Here is a 22,887-nt window from a genome sequence, read left to right as displayed (position 1 = left end):
AAAGGAGTTAAAGAAATGACAATTGGGATTGATAAAATTAGTTTTTTTGTGCCCCCTTATTATATTGATATGACGGCACTGGCTGAAGCCAGAAATGTAGACCCTAGAAAATTTCATATTGGTATTGGGCAAGACCAAATGGCGGTGAACCCAATCAGCCAAGATATTGTGACATTTGCAGCCAATGCCGCAGAAGCGATCTTGACCAAAGAAGATAAAGAGGCCATTGATATGGTGATTGTCGGGACTGAGTCCAGTATCGATGAGTCAAAAGCGGCCGCAGTTGTCTTACATCGTTTAATGGGGATTCAACCTTTCGCTCGCTCTTTCGAAATCAAGGAAGCTTGTTACGGAGCAACAGCAGGCTTACAGTTAGCTAAGAATCACGTAGCCTTACATCCAGATAAAAAAGTCTTGGTCGTAGCGGCAGATATTGCAAAATATGGCTTAAATTCTGGCGGTGAGCCTACACAAGGAGCTGGGGCGGTTGCAATGTTAGTTGCTAGTGAACCGCGCATTTTGGCTTTAAAAGAGGATAATGTGATGCTGACGCAAGATATCTATGACTTTTGGCGTCCAACAGGCCACCCGTATCCTATGGTCGATGGTCCTTTGTCAAACGAAACCTACATCCAATCTTTTGCCCAAGTCTGGGATGAACATAAAAAACGAACCGGTCTTGATTTTGCAGATTATGATGCTTTAGCGTTCCATATTCCTTACACAAAAATGGGCAAAAAAGCCTTATTAGCAAAAATCTCCGACCAAACTGAAGCAGAACAGGAACGAATTTTAGCCCGTTATGAAGAAAGCATCATCTATAGTCGTCGCGTAGGAAACTTGTATACGGGTTCACTTTATCTGGGACTCATTTCCCTTTTAGAAAATGCAACGACTTTAACCGCAGGCAATCAAATTGGGTTATTCAGTTATGGTTCTGGTGCTGTCGCTGAATTTTTCACTGGTGAATTAGTAGCTGGTTATCAAAATCATTTACAAAAAGAAACTCATTTAGCACTGCTAGATAATCGGACAGAACTTTCTATCGCTGAATATGAAGCCATGTTTGCAGAAACTTTAGACACAGACATTGATCAAACGTTAGAAGATGAATTAAAATATAGTATTTCTGCTATTAATAATACCGTTCGTTCTTATCGAAACTAAGTATTTAAATCCCCCGATTCAATCAACAAAAGAGCTAGACATTCAAGCAAAAACTTGAATGTCTAGCTCTTTTTATGAAAGCCAAACTTCTTTGACCCCGTCTGTCACGGCGATACCATCTGTCAAAGCTAAACGTTGTGAATAAGAAACGTAGCCATAATAAACATCAACACCGCCGCCATTGTTCCAAGTAACAGTGATTTTAACATTTGGAGTAATCGATTTTGTAGCTGGTTGGGTCGTCGGGCGATAACTAGTCGTATCATAACTTAAAATAGTGCCCGAAGCTCCACTTATTTCGGCTTTTCCTGTGTAAATTTCGCCATTCGTATTCGTCTGCGTGACCGCTCCATTCGCTTCAATGATTAAACCCGCTTGCTTTTGATCTCCTCGTGGATAATAAAAAAGATACGTGGTTGCCCATTTAGCAAATTCATCTGGAATTGGTTTAAGTGATTCCGTTGGAGCCGGACTCGACTTCGTTTGCTTTTCAACTGCGACTTCTTCTTGTCTTTTTAAGCCTTCATTATTTTGATTATTTAGTTTCTCAACCGTTTCTTTAACGATTGAATAGTGAGGTTTCCCTAAATCGCTAACAGGGATCGTAGCTAATTTTTCTTCTGATTCTTTATATTGCCCCTCTGCCGTTAACTTTTTAGCTTCTGTAATAATGGCATCATACTTGGTTTGGTCTACAGAAGAGGATGTGCTTTGTCCCGTAGCTTCGACTTGTTTTGTGACACTGGTTTTTTCTGTGGTCACGTCTGATGAATTTCCACAAGCACTTACAAACATTGTGCTAACGATTAATAAACATCCCACAATCACATGCTTTTTCATTTTTAAATCCCCCATTTGTCTATCTTTGTTATTTTTTGTTACTTAAATTATCCCATAGATGAACAAAAGAAACCATTATTTATAAAAAAGCTTAGCAAGCGCTTCAAGAGAGGCACTTGCTAAACTTTTTTCTCACTGTTATTGATTGATTACTTTGACTAGTTCTTCAAATAATAATGCACTAGATGCTGCTCCTGGATCAATATGACCAATTGCTCGTTCCCCTAAATAAGAGGCACGTCCTTTTTTCGCCACCCAATCTTTTGTTGCTTCAGCAAATTGTTCAATTTTTTCTTCATTAAATTGTTCCGTTCCAATTACTTCAGCAACAGGTGCCCAGACATCAACCATCGTTTTATCTCCTGGTTCAGCTTTGCCGCGCATCTGAATCCCAGCTAGACCTTGCTGAACAATTTCTTTTAATTGCTCTGGCGAACTGATGGTTTCCAAATCTTTTGTCGCTTTAGTCATATTCATAAACGCAGTACCATATAAAGGACCAGAAGCTCCGCCAACTTTTGAAATCAAAGCCATGGATAGGACTTTAAATGTCTCCGTGATTGTTGTTGGTACTTTTTTGTCAAACGCAATTTTGTATTCAGCCATACCACGAGCCATGTTGTTACCGTGATCCCCATCACCAATCGGCGTGTCTAATTCACTTAGATAGTCTTTTTCTTCTTCAATAACTTTTGAATAATTGTCTAACCATGTTTGAATGTCTTTTACTGTTAATTCCATCTTTTATCACCCTTACCAAGAAATTGTTGTTACATTGCTTTCTAGCGCTGTTTGCCAGTCTTTTGTCGCCAAGTCAATCATCGTTAAAGATAATCCTTGCATGTCAATAGACGTCATATAGTTACCCACCTTATGGAAGGTCACTTGAACACCTTTATCTTCTAACAATGTTAGCACGTCGTTCATAAATACAAATTGTTCCATTAATGGCGTGCCACCCATGCCATTGACAAGTACCCCTACTGTTTGTGGTTGTTGCTCATAGCTACTTAATGTTTTTTCAACTAATTCTTTCGCTAACTCTTTCGATGGTTGGATTTTTTCACGACGATAGCCTGGTTCTCCGTGAATCCCTACGCCAAATTCAATTTCATCTTCTGGTAAAGTAAAACCTGGTTTGCCAACTTCAGGCACAGTGGCTGCTTTTAAAGCCACTCCAATTGTTTTCGTGGCTGATACAATCTTTTCTCCTAAAGAAACGAGCTCTTCTAAAGAAGCACCTTGGCGGGCATGGTGTCCTAAAATTTTATGGACAAGAACAGTCCCGGCAACGCCGCGTTTTCCAGCGGTATAGGTGCTATCTTCGACAGCAATATCGTCATCGACAACGACCATTTCTACATGAATGTCTTCCATATCAGCCATATCTTTGGCCATTTCAAAGTTCAAAATATCGCCTGTATAATTTTTTACGATTAACAGAACACCGGCCCCTTGGTCTGCCGCTTGGATCCCTGTTAAAATTTGATCTGGTGTTGGTGAAGTAAAGACATCACCTAAAACTGCGGCATTTAACATTCCATCACCAACAAACCCAGCATGTGCAGGCTCATGACCACTTCCGCCACCAGATACTAACCCAACTTGTTTGTTTGAGTCGTTGCGAGCAATCACGCGAGAATCTTCGACTTGATGAACAAGGTTTCCATAGCTTTTCACAATTCCTTGGAGCATTTCTTCGACAATTTTACCAGGTTCATTAATAATTTTTTTCATTTAGTTCCACCCTTTCTTACCAGCATTTTGAGCTTCTGCTAAAATTTGCGTCAAATCATCTGAGACACCTGCAGTAATTGCTGCCGCAAAGGCACCTTCAACCAATGGTGCATCGACTAAATGATAATGTTTCTGTTGGTCTTCTTCTAGCATATCAAAAGCTAATTCTGAACTTAAAACGGCACTGCCTAAATCGGCAAAAATTAAAAATTCTCGGTCAGAGTCCACTTCGTTAATCGTGTCAATGATTTTCATTGGATCTGAACCTAATGAACCATCTGATGTGCCACCAAGTGAATGAATCGTAATTTCTTCACTGGCATTCATCTGTTCAATCATCTCTTTAATACCATCTGTAATCATTTTGCTATGTGAAACGAGTAAAATATCTGCTTTCATGTGGACACTTCCTTAATCTAATTTATGTCTTGTTTTATATTCTTGTCCGACTTTATCTGCAACAATGATTGCATTCGCTACTTCTTCAACGACAATTGGGAATGGCATTGAATGAATTGATTCTTCTGGAATGCAAGCAATTTTGGCTACTTCCAATGCTTCTTCATAAGTGATTTCATCGACACCAATGTCTGAAAGCGTTAATGGTAAACCTACAGAAGCGCTAAAGTCTAAAACAGCTTCTAATTCGTCTTTTGCTGCATCTTCTAATACAAGTTGTGCAATCGTTGCAAAAGCTACTTTTTCACCATGTAAATAACTGTGCGCACCAGGTAAGACTGTCATACCGTTATGAATCGCATGCGCTGCAGCTAAACCACCACTTTCAAAACCTAATCCTGAAAGTAAGATATTTGTTTCAATGATCTTATTCAATGATTCAGTAACCACATTTGCATCACAAGCTAATTTCGCTTTTAACCCATCTTCCTGGAGGTTTTCCCAGCAAAGTTTTGCCATGGCCAAAGCTGCATATGTGCCGCTAGCAACGGGCGTTAAGCCTTCTCTTGAACCCATTGGCAAACTAGCATTAACCCGAGAATATGAATTGTGTGTTGCGCGTGCTTCAAAATATGTGGATAAGGCATCCCCCATTCCAGCAACTAAAAATCTAGTTGGCGCTTTGGCAACCACTTTTGTATCAACCATAACGACGCTTGGACTTTGTTTAAAGTAAGCATAATCATCAAATGAGCCATCTTCATGATATAGTACAGCTGAATGCGAAGTTGGTGCATCTTGAGCCGCAATCGTTGGTACAATAATTAAGTTTTCACCTTCTGCTACGACTTTTGAAGCATCGATTGCTTTACCGCCACCTAAACCAATGATACAGTCTGCTTGTTCTTTTTGTCCAACGTTTTGCAAGCGCTTTGTTTCTTCACGCGTTACTTCTCCACTAAAGCCACCCTCTACGAAGGTAATGTCAAACTTTTTCGCTGTTTCTTCCAATTGTGGACGTACACGATCAACGTCAGCAGGATTTGCAATTAGTAACGCTTTTTTTCCAAAAGTTGAAACGAAGTAACCTAAGTTTAGTAATTCATCTTCCCCTTGAACATATTTCGTTGGTAAAATCAATGCTTTTCTCATGTTGATAGCCTCCTATATTTTGTTTACATACATAGTATAAAACGCTTTCATCCAAAAAGCATTGAACTTTTGGTATCGTTTTCTTGCAAAAAATGATAGAATTATTTTGTGAAATAATAAAATATTATGATTTTTAAACTTTAGATTGAAGGATTGCCTTATGACTGTAGAATTAAAAAATATTTTAGATTTAGAAAAGTGGGAAAAATTGCAAGAATCATTGGCCTTAAGCACTCGTTTAGCCATTATTTTAGTCGATTATAAAGGTCGTCCTGTGACGAAACATAGTCAAGTTCAACCCTTTTGCCAACTGGTACGTCACTCCCCTGAGCTCTCGAAACTTTGTGAAAAATGTGATGCTCGTGGTGGCTTGGAAGCTGTTCGCACTGGTCAGCCTTTTATCTACCGTTGTCACTTTAACATCGTTGATATGGCCATCCCCATTATTGTTGATGACCAGTATGTAGGAGCCATTATGGCTGGTGAAGTTTTGCTCGAAGATCACCAAGAAGAGTTAGAACAGGTTTTAACCATGAATGATGCCTTCATTCAAGAATTTTTAGTAACACACCAAGAGCTGTATCAACAATACCCTGTTTTAGAACTAGCAGACTTAGAAAAGAGCGCGACATTAATCGCTGATCTAAGCCAATATATTATTTCTGAAGCCATCAAAAAAGATTATTTAATCAATACGTACAAACAATCCTTACAGATTAGTTCGCGAAAAGAAGAGCTGGAGCCATTGAATATGATCCAAAAAGATATTCAACAAACTTTATTAACTGCTCAATTAACTCCTTCAAGTGCCTATCAAACTAAAAATAAGCAATTACAACCGGTTTTAGATGCCCTTTGGGAAAACAAATCGCTGCGTTTAAATTTACAAGAACTGGCAGACCTTGTTCATTTGACACCGACGTATTTAAGTCGTTTATTAAAAGAGGAGTTTGGTATTCCCTTTAGTCAATTTTATCGACAATTAAAAATCACATGGGCTAAACAGCTTCTTTTGGAGACAGATAAAACAATTGCCCAAATCAGTGAAGATTTAGGGTTTGTTGAAGATAGCTATTTTGTCCGGATCTTTAAACAAGAAACGGGTGAAACACCCCTTAAATACCGTAAAAGAAAGAACAGAGCATAAAAAAACAACGACTCCTAGAAGTCGTTGTTTTTTTACACCTTTTGCTCTTGCTGTGGCTAATGCAACAAGTGCAAAAGGCGCATTATATCTGTCGTGCGACAAAGTGATACTATTATATATGAATTGGTAAACCTAAAGCCAATTCAGCTGTATCCATAGTAATTTCGCCCAATGATGGGTGTGGGTGGATTGTTAAAGCAATGTCTTCTGCATTCATGCCAGATTCAATAGCTAAAGCTAATTCAGAAATCATGTCACTTGCACCGACACCGGCAATTTGTGCACCGATGATGACATTGTCTTCTACAGTTGTAACTAAACGCATGAATCCTTCAGTTTTATCTAAAGAGATTGCACGGCCGTTACCAGCAAATGGGAATTTGTAGCCTTTTGCTTCGATTCCCGCTTCTTTTGCTTCTGCAACAGTCATACCAACGCTTGCCAATTCTGGATCAGTAAAGGCAACAGCTGGCATTGCTTTGTAATCAACTGCAACTTTCTTACCAGAAATTGCTTCAGCAGCAATTTTTGCTTCGTAGCTTGCTTTATGCGCTAACGCAGCACCTGGTACGATGTCGCCGATTGCGAAGATGTTTTTCACGTTAGTACGTCCTTGGTTGTCAACTGGGATTAAACCACGTTCGCCAATTTCAACGCCCGCTTGTTCTAAGCCTAAGTCGTCTGTGTTTGGACGACGTCCAACAGTGACCATTACGTAATCTGCTTCAACACTTTCTTCTTTTCCGTTAACTTCATATTTAACAGTGACGCTATCGCCATTGTCAACAGCTTCTTTAGCCATTGCAGAAGTCACGATTGTTACGTTTTTCTTCTTGAAGTCGTCTGTGACAACTTTAACCATATCTTTTTCATAAGTTGGTAAAATTGATGGGCTACCTTCTAAAATTGTTACTTCTGAACCTAAGTTAGCATAAGCGCCACCTAATTCAGCACCGATGACACCGCCACCGATAATAACGAATTTTTTAGGAACTTCTTTTAAGTTTAAACCGCCTGTAGAATCTAACACGCGTCCGCCAAATTTGAATCCTGGGATTTCAATTGGACGAGAACCTGTTGCTACAATAGCATTATTGAATGAGTAAGTTTGTGCTGAGTCTGGGTGAATAACACGCAATGTATTTTCGTCAACGAAGAATGCTTCGCCTTCAATAATTTCCACTTTGTGTTTTTTCAATAACATGCCAACGCCGCCTGTTAATGATTTTACAACTGTGTTATCTTTCCAGTCTTGTGTTTTTGCAAAGTCTAATTCGACTCCTTTAGCTGTTACACCAAAAGTTGAAGAATCTTGTGCTTCTTGGTAATGATGTCCAGCAGCAATTAAAGCTTTTGAAGGAATACATCCAACGTTTAAACAAACGCCTCCGATGTATTCACGTTCGATAATCGCAACTTTTTGACCCATTTCTGCGGCACGAATTGCAGCAACGTATCCTCCAGGACCAGCTCCGATTACGACTGTATCTAGTTCAATGGCGAAATCTCCTACTACCATTTGTTAATCATCCTTCCATTAATAGTAATTCTGGATCAGCTAATAAGCGTTTAATGTTGTTCATTGCTTTTTGAGCAGTTGCGCCGTCAACGATACGGTGGTCAAAGCTTAATGATAATTTCATCATGCGTCCCACAACGATTTCGCCGTCTGCATTAACAACTGGTTCTTGTGCAATTGTACCAACGCCTAAAATAGCAACTTCAGGGTAGTTGATTACTGGTGTAAACCAGCCGCCACCGACTGAACCAATGTTACTAATTGTGATTGTACCATCACGCATATCTTGTGCAGTTAATTTGCCTTCGATAGCCAATGCTGCTTTTTCGTTGATTTCATCAGCGATAGCAAACATGCTCTTCGTATTAGCATTTTTAACATTTGGTACATATAAGCCATGATCTGTATCAGTAGCGATACCAATGTTAAAGTAATTTTTGTAAACAATTTCTTGTGCTGCGTCATCAATTGATGCATTCAAGATTGGGAATTTTTGAACAGTTGAAGTCAATGCTTTTACAACGTATGGTAAGAATGTTAATTTTGTACCATTTGCAGCAGCAACATCTTTAAATTTCTTACGGTGATCCCATAATTTAGAAACTTCTACTTCATCATGTAATGTTACGTGAGGAGCAGTGTGTTTGCTGTTAACCATTGCTTTAGCAATTGCTTTACGTGTTGGTGTCATTTTTTCACGTGTTTCCATTTCGCCTAAATCAGAAGTAAAGGCTTTTGGCGCTGCTTTAGGTGCAGCTGCTTCCGCTTTAGGTGCTGCTTCTGTTGCGGCAGCTTCAGTAGCTGGTGCTGCTTGAGAGCCACCAGAAACAAAGGCATCAATATCCGCTTTAATGACACGGCCACCTTTACCAGTTGCAGTTACTTGTGTAATATCAACGTCTTTTTCACGCGCATACTGACGAACAGATGGCATTGCTAAAACGCGTTTGTTTGGATCAGCGGCTGCAACTACGCCTGTTGAAGCGGCTGGAGCTGATGCTTCCGCTTTAGGAGCGTCAGTAGCTGGTGCTGCGGCTGCCGGTGCTGCTGAATTATGACCAGGTGCGTCAATTTCAACTAACACGTCACCCACATTGGCAACTGTTCCTTCTGGTACAACGATATTTTTTACAGTACCTGTTACTGGTGATGGAATTTCTTCTACTGATTTGTCATTTTGTACTTCTAATAATGAATCATCTTCATTAATTGTGTCGCCCGCTTTAACGAACCATTTAACGATTTCGCCTTCGGCAATTCCTTCACCGATGTCTGGTAATTTGAATTGGAAAAATCCGCCAGCTGCTTCGGTTGTTGGTACAGCAGCAGGTTGTGCTGGTGTTTGTTCTTGTGCAGGAGCTGCTGGTGCTGCATCGTTATCTTCGTGACCAGGTGCGTCGATTTCGATTAACACGTCACCAACGTTTGCAACTGTTCCTTCTGGTACAACGATATTTTTTACAGTACCTGTTACTGGTGATGGAATTTCTTCCACTGATTTGTCATTTTGTACTTCTAATAACGTATCGTCTTCGTTGATTGTATCGCCAGGTTTCACAAACCATTTAACGATTTCGCCTTCGGCAATCCCTTCACCGATATCCGGTAATTTAAACTGATAAGCCATTTTTTAAGTCTTCCCTTCTTCGTTGGATCTGTCTATTTTCTTAGGAGCAAAACGCGGGGAAACGACTATAGTAGCTGAACATTTCATGCCTATAGCCGTAATCCACCTGTTTAATTCTTCGTTTATCTACTTCGAATAACTATTAAAATTCGACGATTTCTCTAGCTTTTGCTTCGATATCTTTCGCATTTGGTAACCAGATATTTTCTGCTTGTCCGAATGGGAAGATTGTATCTGGAGCAGATACACGTCCGATTGGTGCTTCTAATGATAATACGGCACGTTCAGAAATTTCAGAAACAACCATAGCGCCAACGCCAGCTTGTTTTTGTGCTTCTTGAACGACAACCACACGGCCAGTTTTTTCAACAGAGTTAATAATTGTTTCCACATCTAAAGGAGCCACTGTACGTAAGTCAATGATTTCTGCTGAAATATTGTCTTTCGCTAAGCTATCAGCTGCTTTAATCGCTTCACGAACCATAGCACCGTAAGTGATGATTGATACGTCTGTTCCTTCACGAGTTACAGCCGCTTTATCTAAAGGCACTTCATAAGCTTCGTCTGGCACTTCCTCACGGAATGAACGGTATAATTTCATGTGCTCTAAGTAAACAACTGGATCGTTGCTACGAATAGATGAAATTAATAGTCCTTTTGCATCGTAAGGGTTTGATGGAATAACAACACGAACACCTGGTGATTGTGCGATTAATCCTTCTAAGTTATCTGAGTGAAGTTCTGGTGTATGAACACCACCACCAAATGGGGCACGAACAGTAATTGGCATATTACGAGTTCCACCCATACGGTAACGCGTACGAGCCATTTGACCAACGATTTCGTCAAATACTTCAAAAACGAAACCAAAGAATTGGATTTCAGGAACTGGACGGTAACCTTGCAAGGCAAGACCGAAAGCCAATCCACCGATACCAGATTCAGCTAAAGGTGTATCGAAGACGCGGTCTTCACCAAATTTTTCTTGTAAACCTTCAGTTGCACGGAAAACCCCACCGTTGTTACCAACGTCTTCACCGAAGATTAAGACATTTTCGTCTTTCTCTAATTCAAGAGCTAAGGCATCTGTAATTGCTTGGATCATAGTTTTTTGTGCCATTTTTATTTCGACTCCTTCGCTTCATAAAATGCAATTTGTTCTTTAATTGTTTGAGGTTGAACTTCAAACATATTTTTCAAGAAATCAGAAACTTTTTGTTTTGGCGCTTTATCCGCTTCTGCAATCGCTACTTTGATTTCTTCTTTTGTTTTTTCAATAATTTCTTCTTCTTTTGCTTCAGACCATAAGCCTTTATCTGTTAGATATTTACGGAAACGAGTCAATGGATCTTTTTGTACCCATTCGTCATCCATTTCTTTTGAACGGTAACGTGTTGGATCGTCTCCAGATAAAGTATGTGGACCATAACGATAAGTTAATGTTTCAATTAAAACTGGACCATTTCCTGCAGCTGACCAATCACGTGCTTCTTTTGCAATTGCGTAAACTGCTAATGGATCCATACCATCAACTTGAATACCAGGAATTCCTGCTGCAACAGCTTTTTGAGCTAAAGTTTTAGCCGCTGTTTGTTTTTCACGAGGTGTAGAAATCGCAAAACCATTGTTTTGGATAATGAAGACACCGTTTGCTTGGTAAGCACCAGCAAAGTTAATTGCTTCATAGAAGTCCCCTTGTGAAGAACCGCCGTCACCAGTATAAGTGAAGACAACATTTTCTTTTCCACGTTTTTTCAATCCTAAAGCAACACCAGCTGCTTGGATGTATTGAGCACCAATGATAATTTGTGGTGGTAATGCATTTAAATCTTCCGCGTAGTAGTTCCCTGCTACGTGACCACGAGACCATAAGAAAGCTTCTCTTAATGGTAAACCATGTTGTACTAATTGAGGTACATCACGGTAACCTGGTAGTAAGTAGTCTTCTTTTTCCATTGCAAATTGACTTGCCAATTGGCTTGCTTCTTGTCCAGCTGTTGGCGCGAAGAATCCTAAGCGTCCTTGACGGTTTAATGCAGTAGAACGTTGGTCTAACACACGAGACCAAACCATGCGTGTCATTAATTCAACTAATTCCTCATCCGATAAATCAGGTACTAAATCTTCATTCACAATTTTTCCATCTTGATCCAAGATTTGGAAAGTTGGGAAATCAGCGTCGACTTTAGCCATTAGCTCTTTAAAGTCAATAGGTTTTTGTTTCTTAGCCTTTGCCATTTTGTCACACAATCCTCTCTATTACGTTTCTTTAATTTCGATAAAAGTAAAACAGAGTGCGAAACTGTATTACTTTTTATCGACTACACTTAACAAATTATCACTAAATTCGAAAAAGCGCAAGAAAAAAACTCTAATTTCTTCATTTTTTCACAAAAGAGCAAAACCGCATGTTTTTGCGGTTTAGTGATAATTTTCACAAACAAGAAAACGGTTTCTGTTCCACACTTCTTCTGTACTATTTTTCTCCTAACTGTTATATTCTATTTTGAAAATATTATATAACAGTTCTATTAATTCGAGCCCCCTCATCCCCGAGCTGGCTAGTAATCTGATTTCCGAACTTTGCGTTTTCATGAAAATTATCTTGAAAAAACCAAAAAATAAAAACCGTCAGCCGAGTAACCTACTCAGCATGCGGTTTTTTATTTTTTAGAGAACAAAGTTTTTTTCGTTAATTTTTATTTTTTTTGGCTCGTTTTTTTGCCAAATACTTTGCCTTAGGTTTTATCACGAACATTCATTGCTTAAAATCACCAAATTTTCGCAAAACGAGTAATACAGCTTAGCAATTTCTTTTCTCTTTCAGTAGATTTTACTAAATCCATTCCTTAGTAATTTTAATATATAAACGTTTAGCTACTTCAACAGTTAACATGTACGCAATGATGATTCCAAAGAACCATGGCCAGTAGTTAGCCGGAAGTTTCACAAAGTCAAAAACCTCTCTTATAGGCGTTGCTACAATCAGGAAACCGAGTAAAATTGCGCCTAAACTACTTAACATCACAGGCATTGACGCACGACTTTGAATGAATGGTATTTTCCGCGTCCGGACCATATGAACAACTAACGTTTGACTAACAAGTCCCACCATAAACCAACCTGTTTGGAATAAATGTTGAGTTGCCAAACTATTGGCGCTAAACACAAACCACATGACAAGATACGTTAGAATATCGAAAATACTACTTACCGGGCCAATACATACTGTAAATTTCGCTAGTCCGTTCGTTTCCCACCGAACAGGGCTTAATAACTCTTCTTCATCGACATTATCCCAAGGAATTGTCAACTGAGCCACATCATAAATCAAATTTTGAATCAAGAGTTGTAAGGAAAGCATTGGTAGAAATGGTAAAAAGGCACTGGCTACTAAAATTGAAAAGACATTCCCAAAATTGGAGCTGATGGTAATTTTAATATATTTCATCATATTGCTAAATACTTTTCGTCCTTCAATCACACCAGATTCCAGTACATTTAAACTTTTTTCCAGTAAAATAATCGAGCTAGCATCTTTAGTAATATCAGCTGCAGTATCTACTGAAATGCCCACATCAGCTTTTCGTAATGCCGGTGCATCATTAATGCCATCCCCCATAAAACCAACCGTATGACCTTTTGCTTGTAGCAATTCAATGATTTTAGATTTTTGCATCGGATTTAATTTGGCAAATAAATTAGTTTCTTCTACTTGCGCCCGCAACTCTTCATCTGTCATTGCTTCAATTTGAGAACCTAATAACACATGGGAAACTTCAATACCTACATCTTTACAGACTTTTTTGGCGACAATGTCATTATCGCCCGTTAGCACTTTCACGTTGACACCATGTTCATGTAAGGAGCGGATAGCGCTGACGGCTGACTCTTTTGCTGGATCAAGAAAACCCATAAACCCAATCAATGTCATCTCTTTTTCATCTTCAACTGAATAAACTGCTTCTTTATGGACATCTTTTTTTACAGCTACCGCTAACACACGCATCCCTTGTTTGTTCATTTGAACATTCACTCGGCGTAGTTCTTCTCGTACAGCAGTGCTTAATGGTACAATTTCGCCATTAATTTGCGCATGCGTACACACTTCTTCCATTTCTTCCACGGCGCCTTTCGTAATCATCAATTGATGATCATCTGCATTTACGACAACCGTTAAGCGGCGTCTGGAAAAATCAAAAGGAATTTCATCAATTTTAGTGACATTTTTAAACGGCGTTTTCCATTGATGCTCTTCATAAAAATTAATAACGGCAATATCCATTAAATTTTTCCAACCTGTTTGATAAGAAGAATTTAAGTAGGCTAAATTTAGAACCTCGTCACTCAAATCACCTAATGGATTCAAATGTTGAACCAAAACTACACGATCTTCGGTAATCGTTCCAGTTTTATCTGTACAGAGCACATCCATACCACCCAAATTTTGGATAGCCGCTAATTCTTTAACAATGACTTTATGTTTCGATAAGGATAATGCACCCTTGGCTAAGTTACTCGTAACAATCATTGGCAACATTTCTGGTGTCAAACCAACTGCAACGGCAATCGCGAAGAAAAACGCTTCGCCCCAAGCACCTTTAGTTAAACCATTAATCAAGAAAACGATTGGAAACAAAATCATTACCATTCGTAATAAAAACTTACTGACTTTTGCTAAGCCTAAGTCAAAACTAGTTTTTCCTCGTTGTGTTGTAGCATTTTTAGCAATATCACCAAAAAATGTATGTTGCCCAGTTTTTAAAATAATCGCTTTTCCTTGTCCACTCAAGACATCTGTGCCCATAAACACTAGGTCTTGCATATCTAATGCAGAAACCTCTGTTTGTTGACGATCCACACCTGCATCCACAAATTTTTCGACAGGCATGGATTCGCCTGTTAGCGACGATTGATTAACGAATAAATCTTTGGTCCAAATCAACACGGCATCTGCAGGAATCATGTCTCCTGTAGCTAAAGTTACAATGTCTCCTGGAACAATTTCGTCCATTGGAATTTCTTTCGTAATCCCTTCCCGTGTCACTGCAGCGGTATTTTCAATTAATTCTTTTAAATCCAAACTCGCTTTTTGAGAACGATACTCTTGTATAAAAGCAATCAAGACACTGGCTAAAATCATCACGCCCATCACGATAGCGGCTTCGAAATCTTTCGTTAAAGTTGAAACGACCATCAATAAGGCTAAGACATAGACAAACGGATCTTTGAATGCACTTAAAAATAAAATAATTGCTGGGGTTGGCTTTTGTGCAGAAACTTCGTTTGGTCCAAATTCCTCTAATCTTTTTTCGGCATCTTCATTCGAGAGTCCTTTTTCAGATGTCCGTAATTCCATCATTAATTCCCGTTCAGAAAGCAAAGCCAATTTACGTAATTCTTGATCTTTGGTTGCTTTTCTCATATCCATTGTTTTTTTGTTCATCATTTTCTTTTCCTCCAAGGTTGTGGTCACCTGCCGAAAAGAGCGCTAAAATCTTCTCCTTTCGTTGGTGACTGTATTTTGTTTCTCTGTTCACTTCCAGGGTCTTCCATGACAGTCATCCTTTCTTTTTCTTATTTATACTTCCAGTGAATAATTGCTTTTTTGCCAAACACACAAAAAAGGACCTACTCAACAATAGAGTACGTCCCAAAATACCATCTTTAAATAAGATTCTCTATCGTTGAGCTTTAGCACTATAGGGCGTAGATAACATGTATCAGCTACATTATGAATAACCTTCACGATTATTCCTGTTCAACCAACTAAGGGTCTCTCGATCCTTTCGCGGCAGCAGCATTTGTCCAAATAGGAGCCTCACCTAACAATTATTCAGTTTTTATCCACTTCTTATAATAGAGGAGTTTGACATTCTTGTCAAAAGATTTATGACTTTTTTGTTATAAATAAAAAATGACTACTTTAAAATTTCCTTTATTTCTGCTTTTCGCTCAGGAATAAACCACATGACTAAAACAATCGTATCAATAATCAGGACAGCGATTGGTGCTACCAGTTTACCCACAATCAACGCAATAATATTCAACACAATCGAAAGCGTTAATTTTGGATAGTGGCCAAACAAACGTTGTACTTCGGATTTGGGCCCATTTGCCTGAATCAATGCCCGCACCACTAGATAATAAGCAACATCAGCTCCTAATACTACTAAGCCATACAAAGCTTGTGGCGGCCAAGAAAACGGATGTTCACCTACCCAACCAGTAACAAACGGGAAAAACGTCAACGTCAAAATTAGAAAATTATTCATCCAAAGGACACGTCCATCAATTTTACGGACACTTTGAAATAAATGATGATGATTGTTCCAGTAAATTAATAAAGTAACAAAACTAATTAAATAAATAATGATTTTGTGTCCAGATTGAGTCAGAGCAGACCAATCTGCTTTTTCAGGAATTTTTAATTCTAAAATTAATAACGTTAAAATAATCGCAATCACTGCATCTGTAAATGCTTCTACACGTGTTTTCGGCATCATTTCCCCCTACTTTCATAAAAATTAAATAACTTACTCAAAGTAAGTATAACGCATTTCTGTAAAAATTCAATTATTTACGAAGTCTCTCGGTTGTTGAAGTTCCTAAAAACGAGTGCAAGAGCCCCACTTAAAAGTAAGCCTCTTGCACTCGTTATAGAACAAATCAGTTATTGGAATACGCCTGCCTGATAAGGTGCTAACTGCATCCGTTTCTTCACCGTAAAATCTTGATTCCCTAATAATTGTTGCCACTTTCTGCCTAGTAATTTATTCGGCAAGTCAAATTGGCACTTTTCTCCACTTAAATTGACAATCACTAACGCTGTTGCCTCAGTTGTTTTTCTTAAAAAAGCAAAAACAGACGGATGATTGGGCGCTAATAGTTCAAACTGTCCATCTGTAAAGACTGGATTTTCTTTCCGCAGCGCAATTAACTTTTTATAATAATTCAACACGGATTGTGCATCCGTTTCTTGGTCAGCCACATTTATTTCTTTGAAATTGGGATGAATTGCTAACCACGGATGCCCCGAGGTGAATGAACTTGCCTCTTGACTCGTCCACTGCATAGGCGTACGCGAATGGTCCCGCGTCCAATGCGCCACTTCTTTCAATGCTTGTTTCGCATCGTAGCCACTTTCTATAAGCAAACGATAATGGTTATGAGAATCTTTAGCATCTAACTCGTCAATCTGTTGAAACGGATAATTAACCATGCCGATTTCCTGTCCTTGATAAATAAACGGCGTTCCTCGCAAGAGCAAGGCGATTGTTCCAATCGCCTTAGCAGAATGAGAGGTTTCATTGCCTAAAATTGAATTGATTCTGGGATTATCATGATTTTCTACATATAATGCATTCCAGCCTTCTGTCCCTAAATGCTTTTGCCAGCGATCCATTACTTTTTTATAGCCTAAAATATTTAACCGTTCTTCTCCTGGCTTTCCTTCTCGAACATTGTGCTCTAATTCAAAAATCATATTCAGATAGCCCGCATCATTGGTCCATTTCACCGCTTTTTTACTTGAAACGCCGCTAGCTTCCCCCACTGTCATGATGTCATACTCAGCAAAAATAGCTTTCAAATCCAGCATATAGTCTTCAATGCCTTTTACATTCATAAAGGGAGCCCACGGATTCGTGGTAATTTTAAAATCCCAAGGTTCTTTTTGGATATGACTAATCGCATCCAATCGGAAACCATCAATTCCCAAATCTAACCACCAGCGAATCATCGCATAAATCTCTTCACGAACTTTAGGATTTTTCCAGTTCAAATCAGGTTGCTCTTTTGCAAACACATGAAAATATGCTTGCTTTGTACCCGCGTCATACGTCCAAGTCGAGCCACCAAAAAAGCTTTGCCATTCATTCGGCATACGATCTGGTGTCGCATCGGCCCATAAATAATACTCACGATACGGATTATCTAAACTTTTTTTTGCTTCAACAAACCACGGATGTTGATCACTGGTATGATTGACTACCAGATCAAGAATAATCTTCAAACCTAATTGATGCGCTTGGTCCAAAAGTTCTTGAAAATCTTCCATCGTACCAAATTCTGGCTGAATCCCTTGATAATCCGCAATATCATAACCATTGTCAACGTTTGGCGAAGTGTAAATCGGATTTAACCATAAAAAATCGACCCCTAGTTCTTTTAAATACGGTAATTTCTCAATAATTCCCTGCAAATCACCAATACCATCCCCGTTGCTATCTTTAAAACTCCGAGGATAAATTTGATAACCGACAGCATTTTTCCACCATTGGTCCATCTTATTGACTCACTTTCACAACAAATGCTTGCCAAGGCGCTAACGAATAGTCTGCTAAAGCAGTGACATCTGTCGGCATATTTTCAATCATTACTTGTTCTACATGAACGTCTGCAGAAAATGGCTGAACTTTGTCAGAAAAGTTCGTTACAACAAGCCAGCGTTCCTCACCATAGGTACGATAAAAACTGATCACTTCGTCCACTGTTTCTAGCAATTCAAAGTTGCCCCAAACAATTAAAGGATGTTCTTTTCTCAAACGAATCATTTCTTGGTACGTATAGAATAGTGAATTTTTATCTGCCAAAGCAGCAGCGACGTTAATCGTTTGATAATTGGGATTAACATCAATCCAAGGTGTACCCGTCGTAAAGCCAGCATTTTTTTCAGCGGTCCACTGCATAGGCCGGCGTGCATTATCACGACCTTTAGTATTAATTTTCAGCAAAATTTCTTCTTTAGAATATCCTTTTTCTAGATACTCATGGTACATGTTAATCGTTTCGATGTCCCGCGCTTCACGAATATCTGTAATCGGCGTATTGGTCATACCAATTTCTTCCCCTTGATAAATATAAGGTGTGCCTTTCATCATGTGCAGTAAAATAGCGAATAACTTACTACTTTCCAACCAATATTCCTGATCATTTCCCCAACGTGAAATCATTCTCGGTAAATCATGGTTATTCCAAAACAAAGAATTCCAGCCATCATTTCCTAATTCTGTTTGCCATTTTGCAAAAACCTGTTTCAACTTGGCAACTTCCATTGGCTGAAGGTCCCATTTTTCTTTACCTGGTTGTTGATCTAAGCTCATATGTTCAAACTGAAAAATCATAGATAATTCATGACGCTCTGGACTAGAGTACATTTTTGCAATCTCAGGTGTGGCCCCCCATGTTTCACCTACAGTTAACAGCTCTTTGCCGCCAAATGTCGCGGCGTTCATTTCTTGTAAATAACGATGTAAATGAGGCCCATTCGCGGTGATCTCTTCTCCTGGAATTTTACCCACTAAGTCAATTACATCTAAACGGAAACCGCCAATTCCTTTATCAATCCAAAAATTCATCATCTCGTAAACCGACTGACGCATTTGTTGGTTTTCCCAATTTAAATCTGGTTGTTTTTTACTAAACAAATGCAAATAGTATTGCCCACTCGCTTCATCAAACGTCCACGCCGAACCCGAAAAGGCAGATTTCAATCGGTTAGGCGCACCGCCATCTGAAGCAGGATCAGCCCATACATAATAGTCTCGGTAGGGGTTCTCCTTGCTTTTTTTCGCTTCAATAAACCAACGATGTTCATCTGACGTATGGTTAACCACTAAGTCCATAATAATTTCAATCTTTCGCTTTTTCGCTTCCTCAATTAGACGATCCATATCCGCCATCGTCCCAAACTCTGTCATAATCGCTTCATAATCAGAAATGTCATAACCATTGTCATCATTGGGTGATTGATAAACTGGTGATAACCAAATAGCCCCAATGCCTAACGTTTCCAAATAATCCAATTTTTCAATAATTCCTGGTAAATCTCCAATGCCATCTCCATTGCTATCCTTAAAACTGCGAGGATAAATCTGATAAACCACGACTTCTTGCCACCAATGTTTTTCCATTCTTCTTCACATTCCTTTGCTTAATTATTATGCTTGATATAAAAGAAAACCTTTTGGTAAAACCATTATCTGTTCTGAAGCAATTTCGATAGAAGAACTTAGCAAAACTTCTCGATCAGTTCTATCGACAAATTGTGTCTCTTGGCCAGTATTAAAAATCCCATAAATCGTCTGTTCCTCCAAACGACAAGCGAGTCTAATCAACCCCGTTTCAAAAGAAGTTCCTGTCCAATCGATTGTTCCACCAGAAAAAACAGCCGCATACTTTTTGCGAAGGGCAATCAATGATTTTACAAATTCCTTCAAATCCAAATCTTGCTGATTTTCCTCCCAAACCATACAACGACGACAATCAGGATCCATATCACCTGTCATACCAATTTCATCACCATAGTAAAGACAAGGGACACCTGGTTGAATATACGTAAACGCTAATACTTGGCGCATCAGCTCTTTATCCTCTTTCGTTTCATGCAATAAGCGTGGTGTATCGTGGGAATCTAAAACATTAAACTGCATTTGATTCGTTTGTTGTCGATAGAGCATTAACTGGTTGTTCATTTCAGAAAGCATCTTTTCCAAGGACAGTTCTTGCTTGACAAAGTAGCCCATAATCGCATCTGTGTATGCATAATTCATCACTGCATGAAATTCGTCTCCTTGGAGCCAGCTTTGCGACGAGTGCCAAATTTCTCCTAAAATATAAAAATCTTCTTTTGCGTCATCACATGTTTGCCGGAATTTTTTCCAGAACGCATGATCCACTTCGTTTGCCACATCTAAACGCCAGGCGTCAATATCATATTCCTCAATCCAATAACGAGCAATTTCTAAAAGATAGGCTTGCACTTCTGGATTTGCTGTATTTAATTTAGGCATATGCGGAGTGAATGCAAAAGTATCATAGGTAATGTTGCTTGCTTCTTCAAAATCAGCACTTTCTTCATAGCTAGCTGGAAACTCATTTACGTGGAACCAATCGGCATAAATTGAGTCCTGGCCATTTTTTAACACATCTTGCCATTGAGGCGAAGTGTCCCCCATATGGTTAAAAACGGCGTCCAACATAATCTTGATGCCCCGTCGATGACACTCTTCGACTAAACGCTTAAAGGTAGCGCCATCACCAAAAGCTGGGTCAATTTTTAAATAATCAATCGTATCATATTTGTGATTAGAAAACGCTTCAAAAATTGGGCAAAAATATAAGCCGTTAACACCTAAATCTTCAATGTAATCAAGATGATCTAGCACCCCTTGCAAATCCCCACCAAAAAAATCTTGTCGATCTGGTCTTTTAGATTCCCACGGCAACGTCCCTTCAGGATCATTGGCGGGATCACCATTTGCAAAACGCTCTGGAAATATTTGATACCAAACCGTTTCTTTTACCCATTCAGGTGCTTTAAAACGATCGATTTCATGAAAATACGGCATCCGAAAATAATTATTCGCCATCGCTAAATACTTTTCTTCTAAAGGATAAATGCCGTGTTCGCCATAAAACGCCGTCAAGCCATCCGTCCCTACTAAAGTAAAAGCATATGAAAGGCGTTTAAATTTTGCACTTAATGCAATAAACCAGTAATCATATAACTCCGTAGATACTAACTTCTTCATAGTTAACGACTGTTGGTACCACTTTTCTTTCCCTAAAAGATAAGGATCTCCTTGCACTAATTGGACAGAGGCAATGTCGCCTTTTGCCGTACGCAAACGAATATGCATGGTTTCTTCTGTATAAAGATAAGCAAATTCACTTTCTGGACGATGGTAGATTGCAGCAGTGTTCATTTAATTCTCTCCTTTAATTGTCGCTTTTCGTGTATTTTCTAATACTCGAACACATTTTAGCGCAAACGATTGCATTTGTATACCCTTTTTTATTTTTTTATTTAAAATGCTTAATTAGTGGTATACACCACTTTAAACAAACAGTATGTTATTTATAACAAAAAAACTTTTTTAACTTTCTTGATGAAAAACACTTGATTATTTCCGCAATCGGTTGCATAATAAGACTTGTAAAAAATAATTTTTGGAGGGTTCAAAAATGAAAGCGAATTGGAAAAAGATTTTAATGGGCGGTATCCTTTTAAGTGCTTCTGCGGTTTTACTTACTGCCTGTGGTGGCGCAGAAAAAACGAAAGCTGAAAATGAAAGCGGTTCAGCAAACAAAGCAGCTGGTGACGTAAAATTATGGGTTGATACTGAATATATGGGCGTCTTTAAAAAAGTTGTCGCCGATTTTGAAAAAGAAAACCCCGATATTAAAGTTAACTTAACTGCTGGAAATTCGGCAGATGCTAAAAAAGACATTGCAAAAGATCCTAAAGCTGCCGCAGATGTTTTCATGATGCCACATGATCAAATTGGTCAAATGGCAGAAGCTGGTCTGATTTACCCTAACACAAAATATGAAAAAGAAGTCAAAGAAAATAATATTGACTCGGCAGTCGCAGGGGTCACTTGGAAAGACAAAGTCTATGCCTACCCTTATGCCGTAGAGTCACAAGTTCTTTATTATAACAAAGATACGTATTCTCCAGAGGAAATCAAAACTTGGAAGTCTTTAACTGAAAAAGGCAAAATCGGTACCAATTTTGGCGAAGATGGCGCAAATTATATCTTCGGTCCTCTATTTATGAGTAACGGCGATTACTTATATGGTGAAAATGGCGAAGATCCAAAAGGTACCAACTTTAACAACCAACAAGGTATAGAAGTATTACAATGGATTGCCGATCAAAAAAATAATCCTGGTGTGATCCAATCAAATACAGAAGCATTGTCTAATCTAGGTTCTGGCAAAACGGATGCCTTCCTTTCTGGCCCTTGGTCTAAAAACGATGTAGAAAAAGCTCTTGGCGACAAAATGGGGGCTGCTGCCTATCCAACCATTGATTTTGGCAATGGAGAAAAACAAATGAAAGCTTTCTTGGGCGTTCGTAGTTTTGCTGTCAACCAACAAACACAAGCACCATTGGCCGCAATGACATTAGCAAACTATTTAACCAGCGAAAAAGCACAAATGACTTACTTTAAAGAAATCGGCTTTGTCCCTTCAAACAAAAAATTACAAACAAACGAAGAAATTACACAAGATACTGTTGCAAAAGCTATCTTAGAAATGGCGCAACCAACCCACTCTGTGGTAATGCCAAAAATCCCAGAAATCGTTTCATTCTGGCCTGCGATGGATGCAGTGATCAATGATACGTACAAAGGCAATATCAAACCTGCGGATTATCAAGCAAAATTAGATAAATTAGTCCAAGACACATCAAAAGAAGCAAAAGAATAAAAAGAGTAAAGAAATGGGACGAGCTTCAATCTGCTGTCCCATTTCCTCTATCTTTTTTATTTAAGTAGAAAGTGAGTGAAC

General features: G+C 38.8%; 17 protein-coding genes and 1 riboswitch. Of the genes, 3 read left to right on the top strand and 14 right to left on the bottom strand.

The genetic code is table 11. The features are described from left to right. Positions 1–15 precede the first annotated feature (15 nt). Positions 16–1,167: a hydroxymethylglutaryl-CoA synthase gene (locus IGL37_RS05495; RefSeq protein WP_033918070.1), complete on the top strand. Its 1,152-nt coding sequence runs from the start codon at positions 16–18 to the stop codon at positions 1,165–1,167. Positions 1,168–1,239: 72 nt separating this feature from the next. Here IGL37_RS05495 and IGL37_RS05490 read toward each other — a convergent pair whose 3' ends face one another. The 5 genes from IGL37_RS05490 to IGL37_RS05470 all read right to left on the bottom strand — a co-directional run bounded on the left by IGL37_RS05490 (position 1,240) and on the right by IGL37_RS05470 (position 5,295). Then, entirely contained in the window at positions 1,240–2,022 is a 783-nt protein-coding gene (locus IGL37_RS05490) for a hypothetical protein (protein WP_002397245.1), read from the bottom strand. A 123-nt stretch (positions 2,023–2,145) separates the two neighbouring features. Further along, positions 2,146–2,748 carry a dihydroxyacetone kinase subunit DhaL gene (gene dhaL, locus IGL37_RS05485; RefSeq protein ID WP_010819369.1) on the bottom strand — a complete coding sequence of 201 codons (603 nt, stop codon included), beginning with the start codon at positions 2,746–2,748 and terminating at the stop codon, positions 2,146–2,148. Between the two features lie 12 nt (positions 2,749–2,760). Continuing rightward, on the bottom strand, positions 2,761–3,744 hold the full coding sequence (gene dhaK, locus IGL37_RS05480; protein ID WP_002363860.1) for a dihydroxyacetone kinase subunit DhaK: 984 nt from the start codon (positions 3,742–3,744) through the stop codon (positions 2,761–2,763). Further along, the gene (gene dhaM, locus IGL37_RS05475; RefSeq protein ID WP_010819368.1) at positions 3,745–4,143 is read right to left on the bottom strand and encodes a dihydroxyacetone kinase phosphoryl donor subunit DhaM; all 399 of its coding nucleotides are present in this window, start codon (positions 4,141–4,143) and stop codon (positions 3,745–3,747) included. It lies immediately after the preceding gene. A gap of 12 nt (positions 4,144–4,155) precedes the next feature. Then, positions 4,156–5,295, bottom strand: coding sequence for a glycerol dehydrogenase (locus tag IGL37_RS05470; protein WP_033918069.1), 1,140 nt, complete (start codon positions 5,293–5,295; stop codon positions 4,156–4,158). 160 nt (positions 5,296–5,455) lie between these two features. Between IGL37_RS05470 and IGL37_RS05465 the strand changes: the two genes are divergently transcribed. Then, on the top strand, positions 5,456–6,442 hold the full coding sequence (locus tag IGL37_RS05465) for a PocR ligand-binding domain-containing protein (RefSeq protein WP_002382271.1): 987 nt from the start codon (positions 5,456–5,458) through the stop codon (positions 6,440–6,442). A gap of 112 nt (positions 6,443–6,554) precedes the next feature. Here the strand turns inward: IGL37_RS05465 and lpdA are convergent, their stop codons facing one another. The 9 genes from lpdA to IGL37_RS05420 form a co-directional block, all read right to left on the bottom strand. Beyond that, a complete protein-coding gene (lpdA, locus tag IGL37_RS05460; protein ID WP_002357765.1) occupies positions 6,555–7,961 on the bottom strand; it encodes a dihydrolipoyl dehydrogenase in 1,407 nt (468 codons plus the stop codon). Between the two features lie 7 nt (positions 7,962–7,968). Then, positions 7,969–9,588 (bottom strand): dihydrolipoyllysine-residue acetyltransferase, encoded by a 1,620-nt coding sequence (locus IGL37_RS05455; protein WP_002357766.1) that lies wholly within the window; start codon positions 9,586–9,588, stop codon positions 7,969–7,971. 142 nt (positions 9,589–9,730) lie between these two features. After that, the gene (locus IGL37_RS05450) at positions 9,731–10,708 is read right to left on the bottom strand and encodes an alpha-ketoacid dehydrogenase subunit beta (protein ID WP_002357767.1); all 978 of its coding nucleotides are present in this window, start codon (positions 10,706–10,708) and stop codon (positions 9,731–9,733) included. A gap of 2 nt (positions 10,709–10,710) precedes the next feature. After that, a complete protein-coding gene (pdhA, locus tag IGL37_RS05445; protein WP_002357768.1) occupies positions 10,711–11,826 on the bottom strand; it encodes a pyruvate dehydrogenase (acetyl-transferring) E1 component subunit alpha in 1,116 nt (371 codons plus the stop codon). A gap of 598 nt (positions 11,827–12,424) precedes the next feature. Continuing rightward, positions 12,425–15,037 (bottom strand): magnesium-translocating P-type ATPase, encoded by a 2,613-nt coding sequence (gene mgtA / locus IGL37_RS05440; protein ID WP_002388982.1) that lies wholly within the window; start codon positions 15,035–15,037, stop codon positions 12,425–12,427. A 223-nt stretch (positions 15,038–15,260) separates the two neighbouring features. Continuing rightward, positions 15,261–15,428, bottom strand: a riboswitch (M-box (ykoK) riboswitch). An 81-nt stretch (positions 15,429–15,509) separates the two neighbouring features. Then, positions 15,510–16,091, bottom strand: a complete 582-nt coding sequence (locus IGL37_RS05435) for a TMEM175 family protein (protein WP_002407466.1) — start codon at positions 16,089–16,091, stop codon at positions 15,510–15,512. Positions 16,092–16,261: 170 nt separating this feature from the next. Next, the gene (locus IGL37_RS05430; RefSeq protein WP_033918068.1) at positions 16,262–17,875 is read right to left on the bottom strand and encodes a glycoside hydrolase family 13 protein; all 1,614 of its coding nucleotides are present in this window, start codon (positions 17,873–17,875) and stop codon (positions 16,262–16,264) included. Between the two features lies 1 nt (position 17,876). Further along, positions 17,877–19,502, bottom strand: a complete 1,626-nt coding sequence (locus IGL37_RS05425) for a glycoside hydrolase family 13 protein (RefSeq protein ID WP_002357772.1) — start codon at positions 19,500–19,502, stop codon at positions 17,877–17,879. Positions 19,503–19,529: 27 nt separating this feature from the next. Beyond that, a complete protein-coding gene (locus IGL37_RS05420; RefSeq protein WP_002357773.1) occupies positions 19,530–21,296 on the bottom strand; it encodes a glycoside hydrolase family 13 protein in 1,767 nt (588 codons plus the stop codon). A gap of 259 nt (positions 21,297–21,555) precedes the next feature. On the opposite strand from IGL37_RS05420, the gene IGL37_RS05415 reads away from it, so the two are divergent. Continuing rightward, positions 21,556–22,806 carry an extracellular solute-binding protein gene (locus IGL37_RS05415; RefSeq protein ID WP_002382263.1) on the top strand — a complete coding sequence of 417 codons (1,251 nt, stop codon included), beginning with the start codon at positions 21,556–21,558 and terminating at the stop codon, positions 22,804–22,806. Positions 22,807–22,887: the final 81 nt, after the last annotated feature.

Origin of the sequence: Enterococcus sp. AZ119 (assembly GCF_050546175.1) — a bacterium.
Lineage (GTDB): Bacteria > Bacillota > Bacilli > Lactobacillales > Enterococcaceae > Enterococcus > Enterococcus faecalis.
This window is presented reverse-complemented; position numbering and strand designations above follow the sequence as displayed.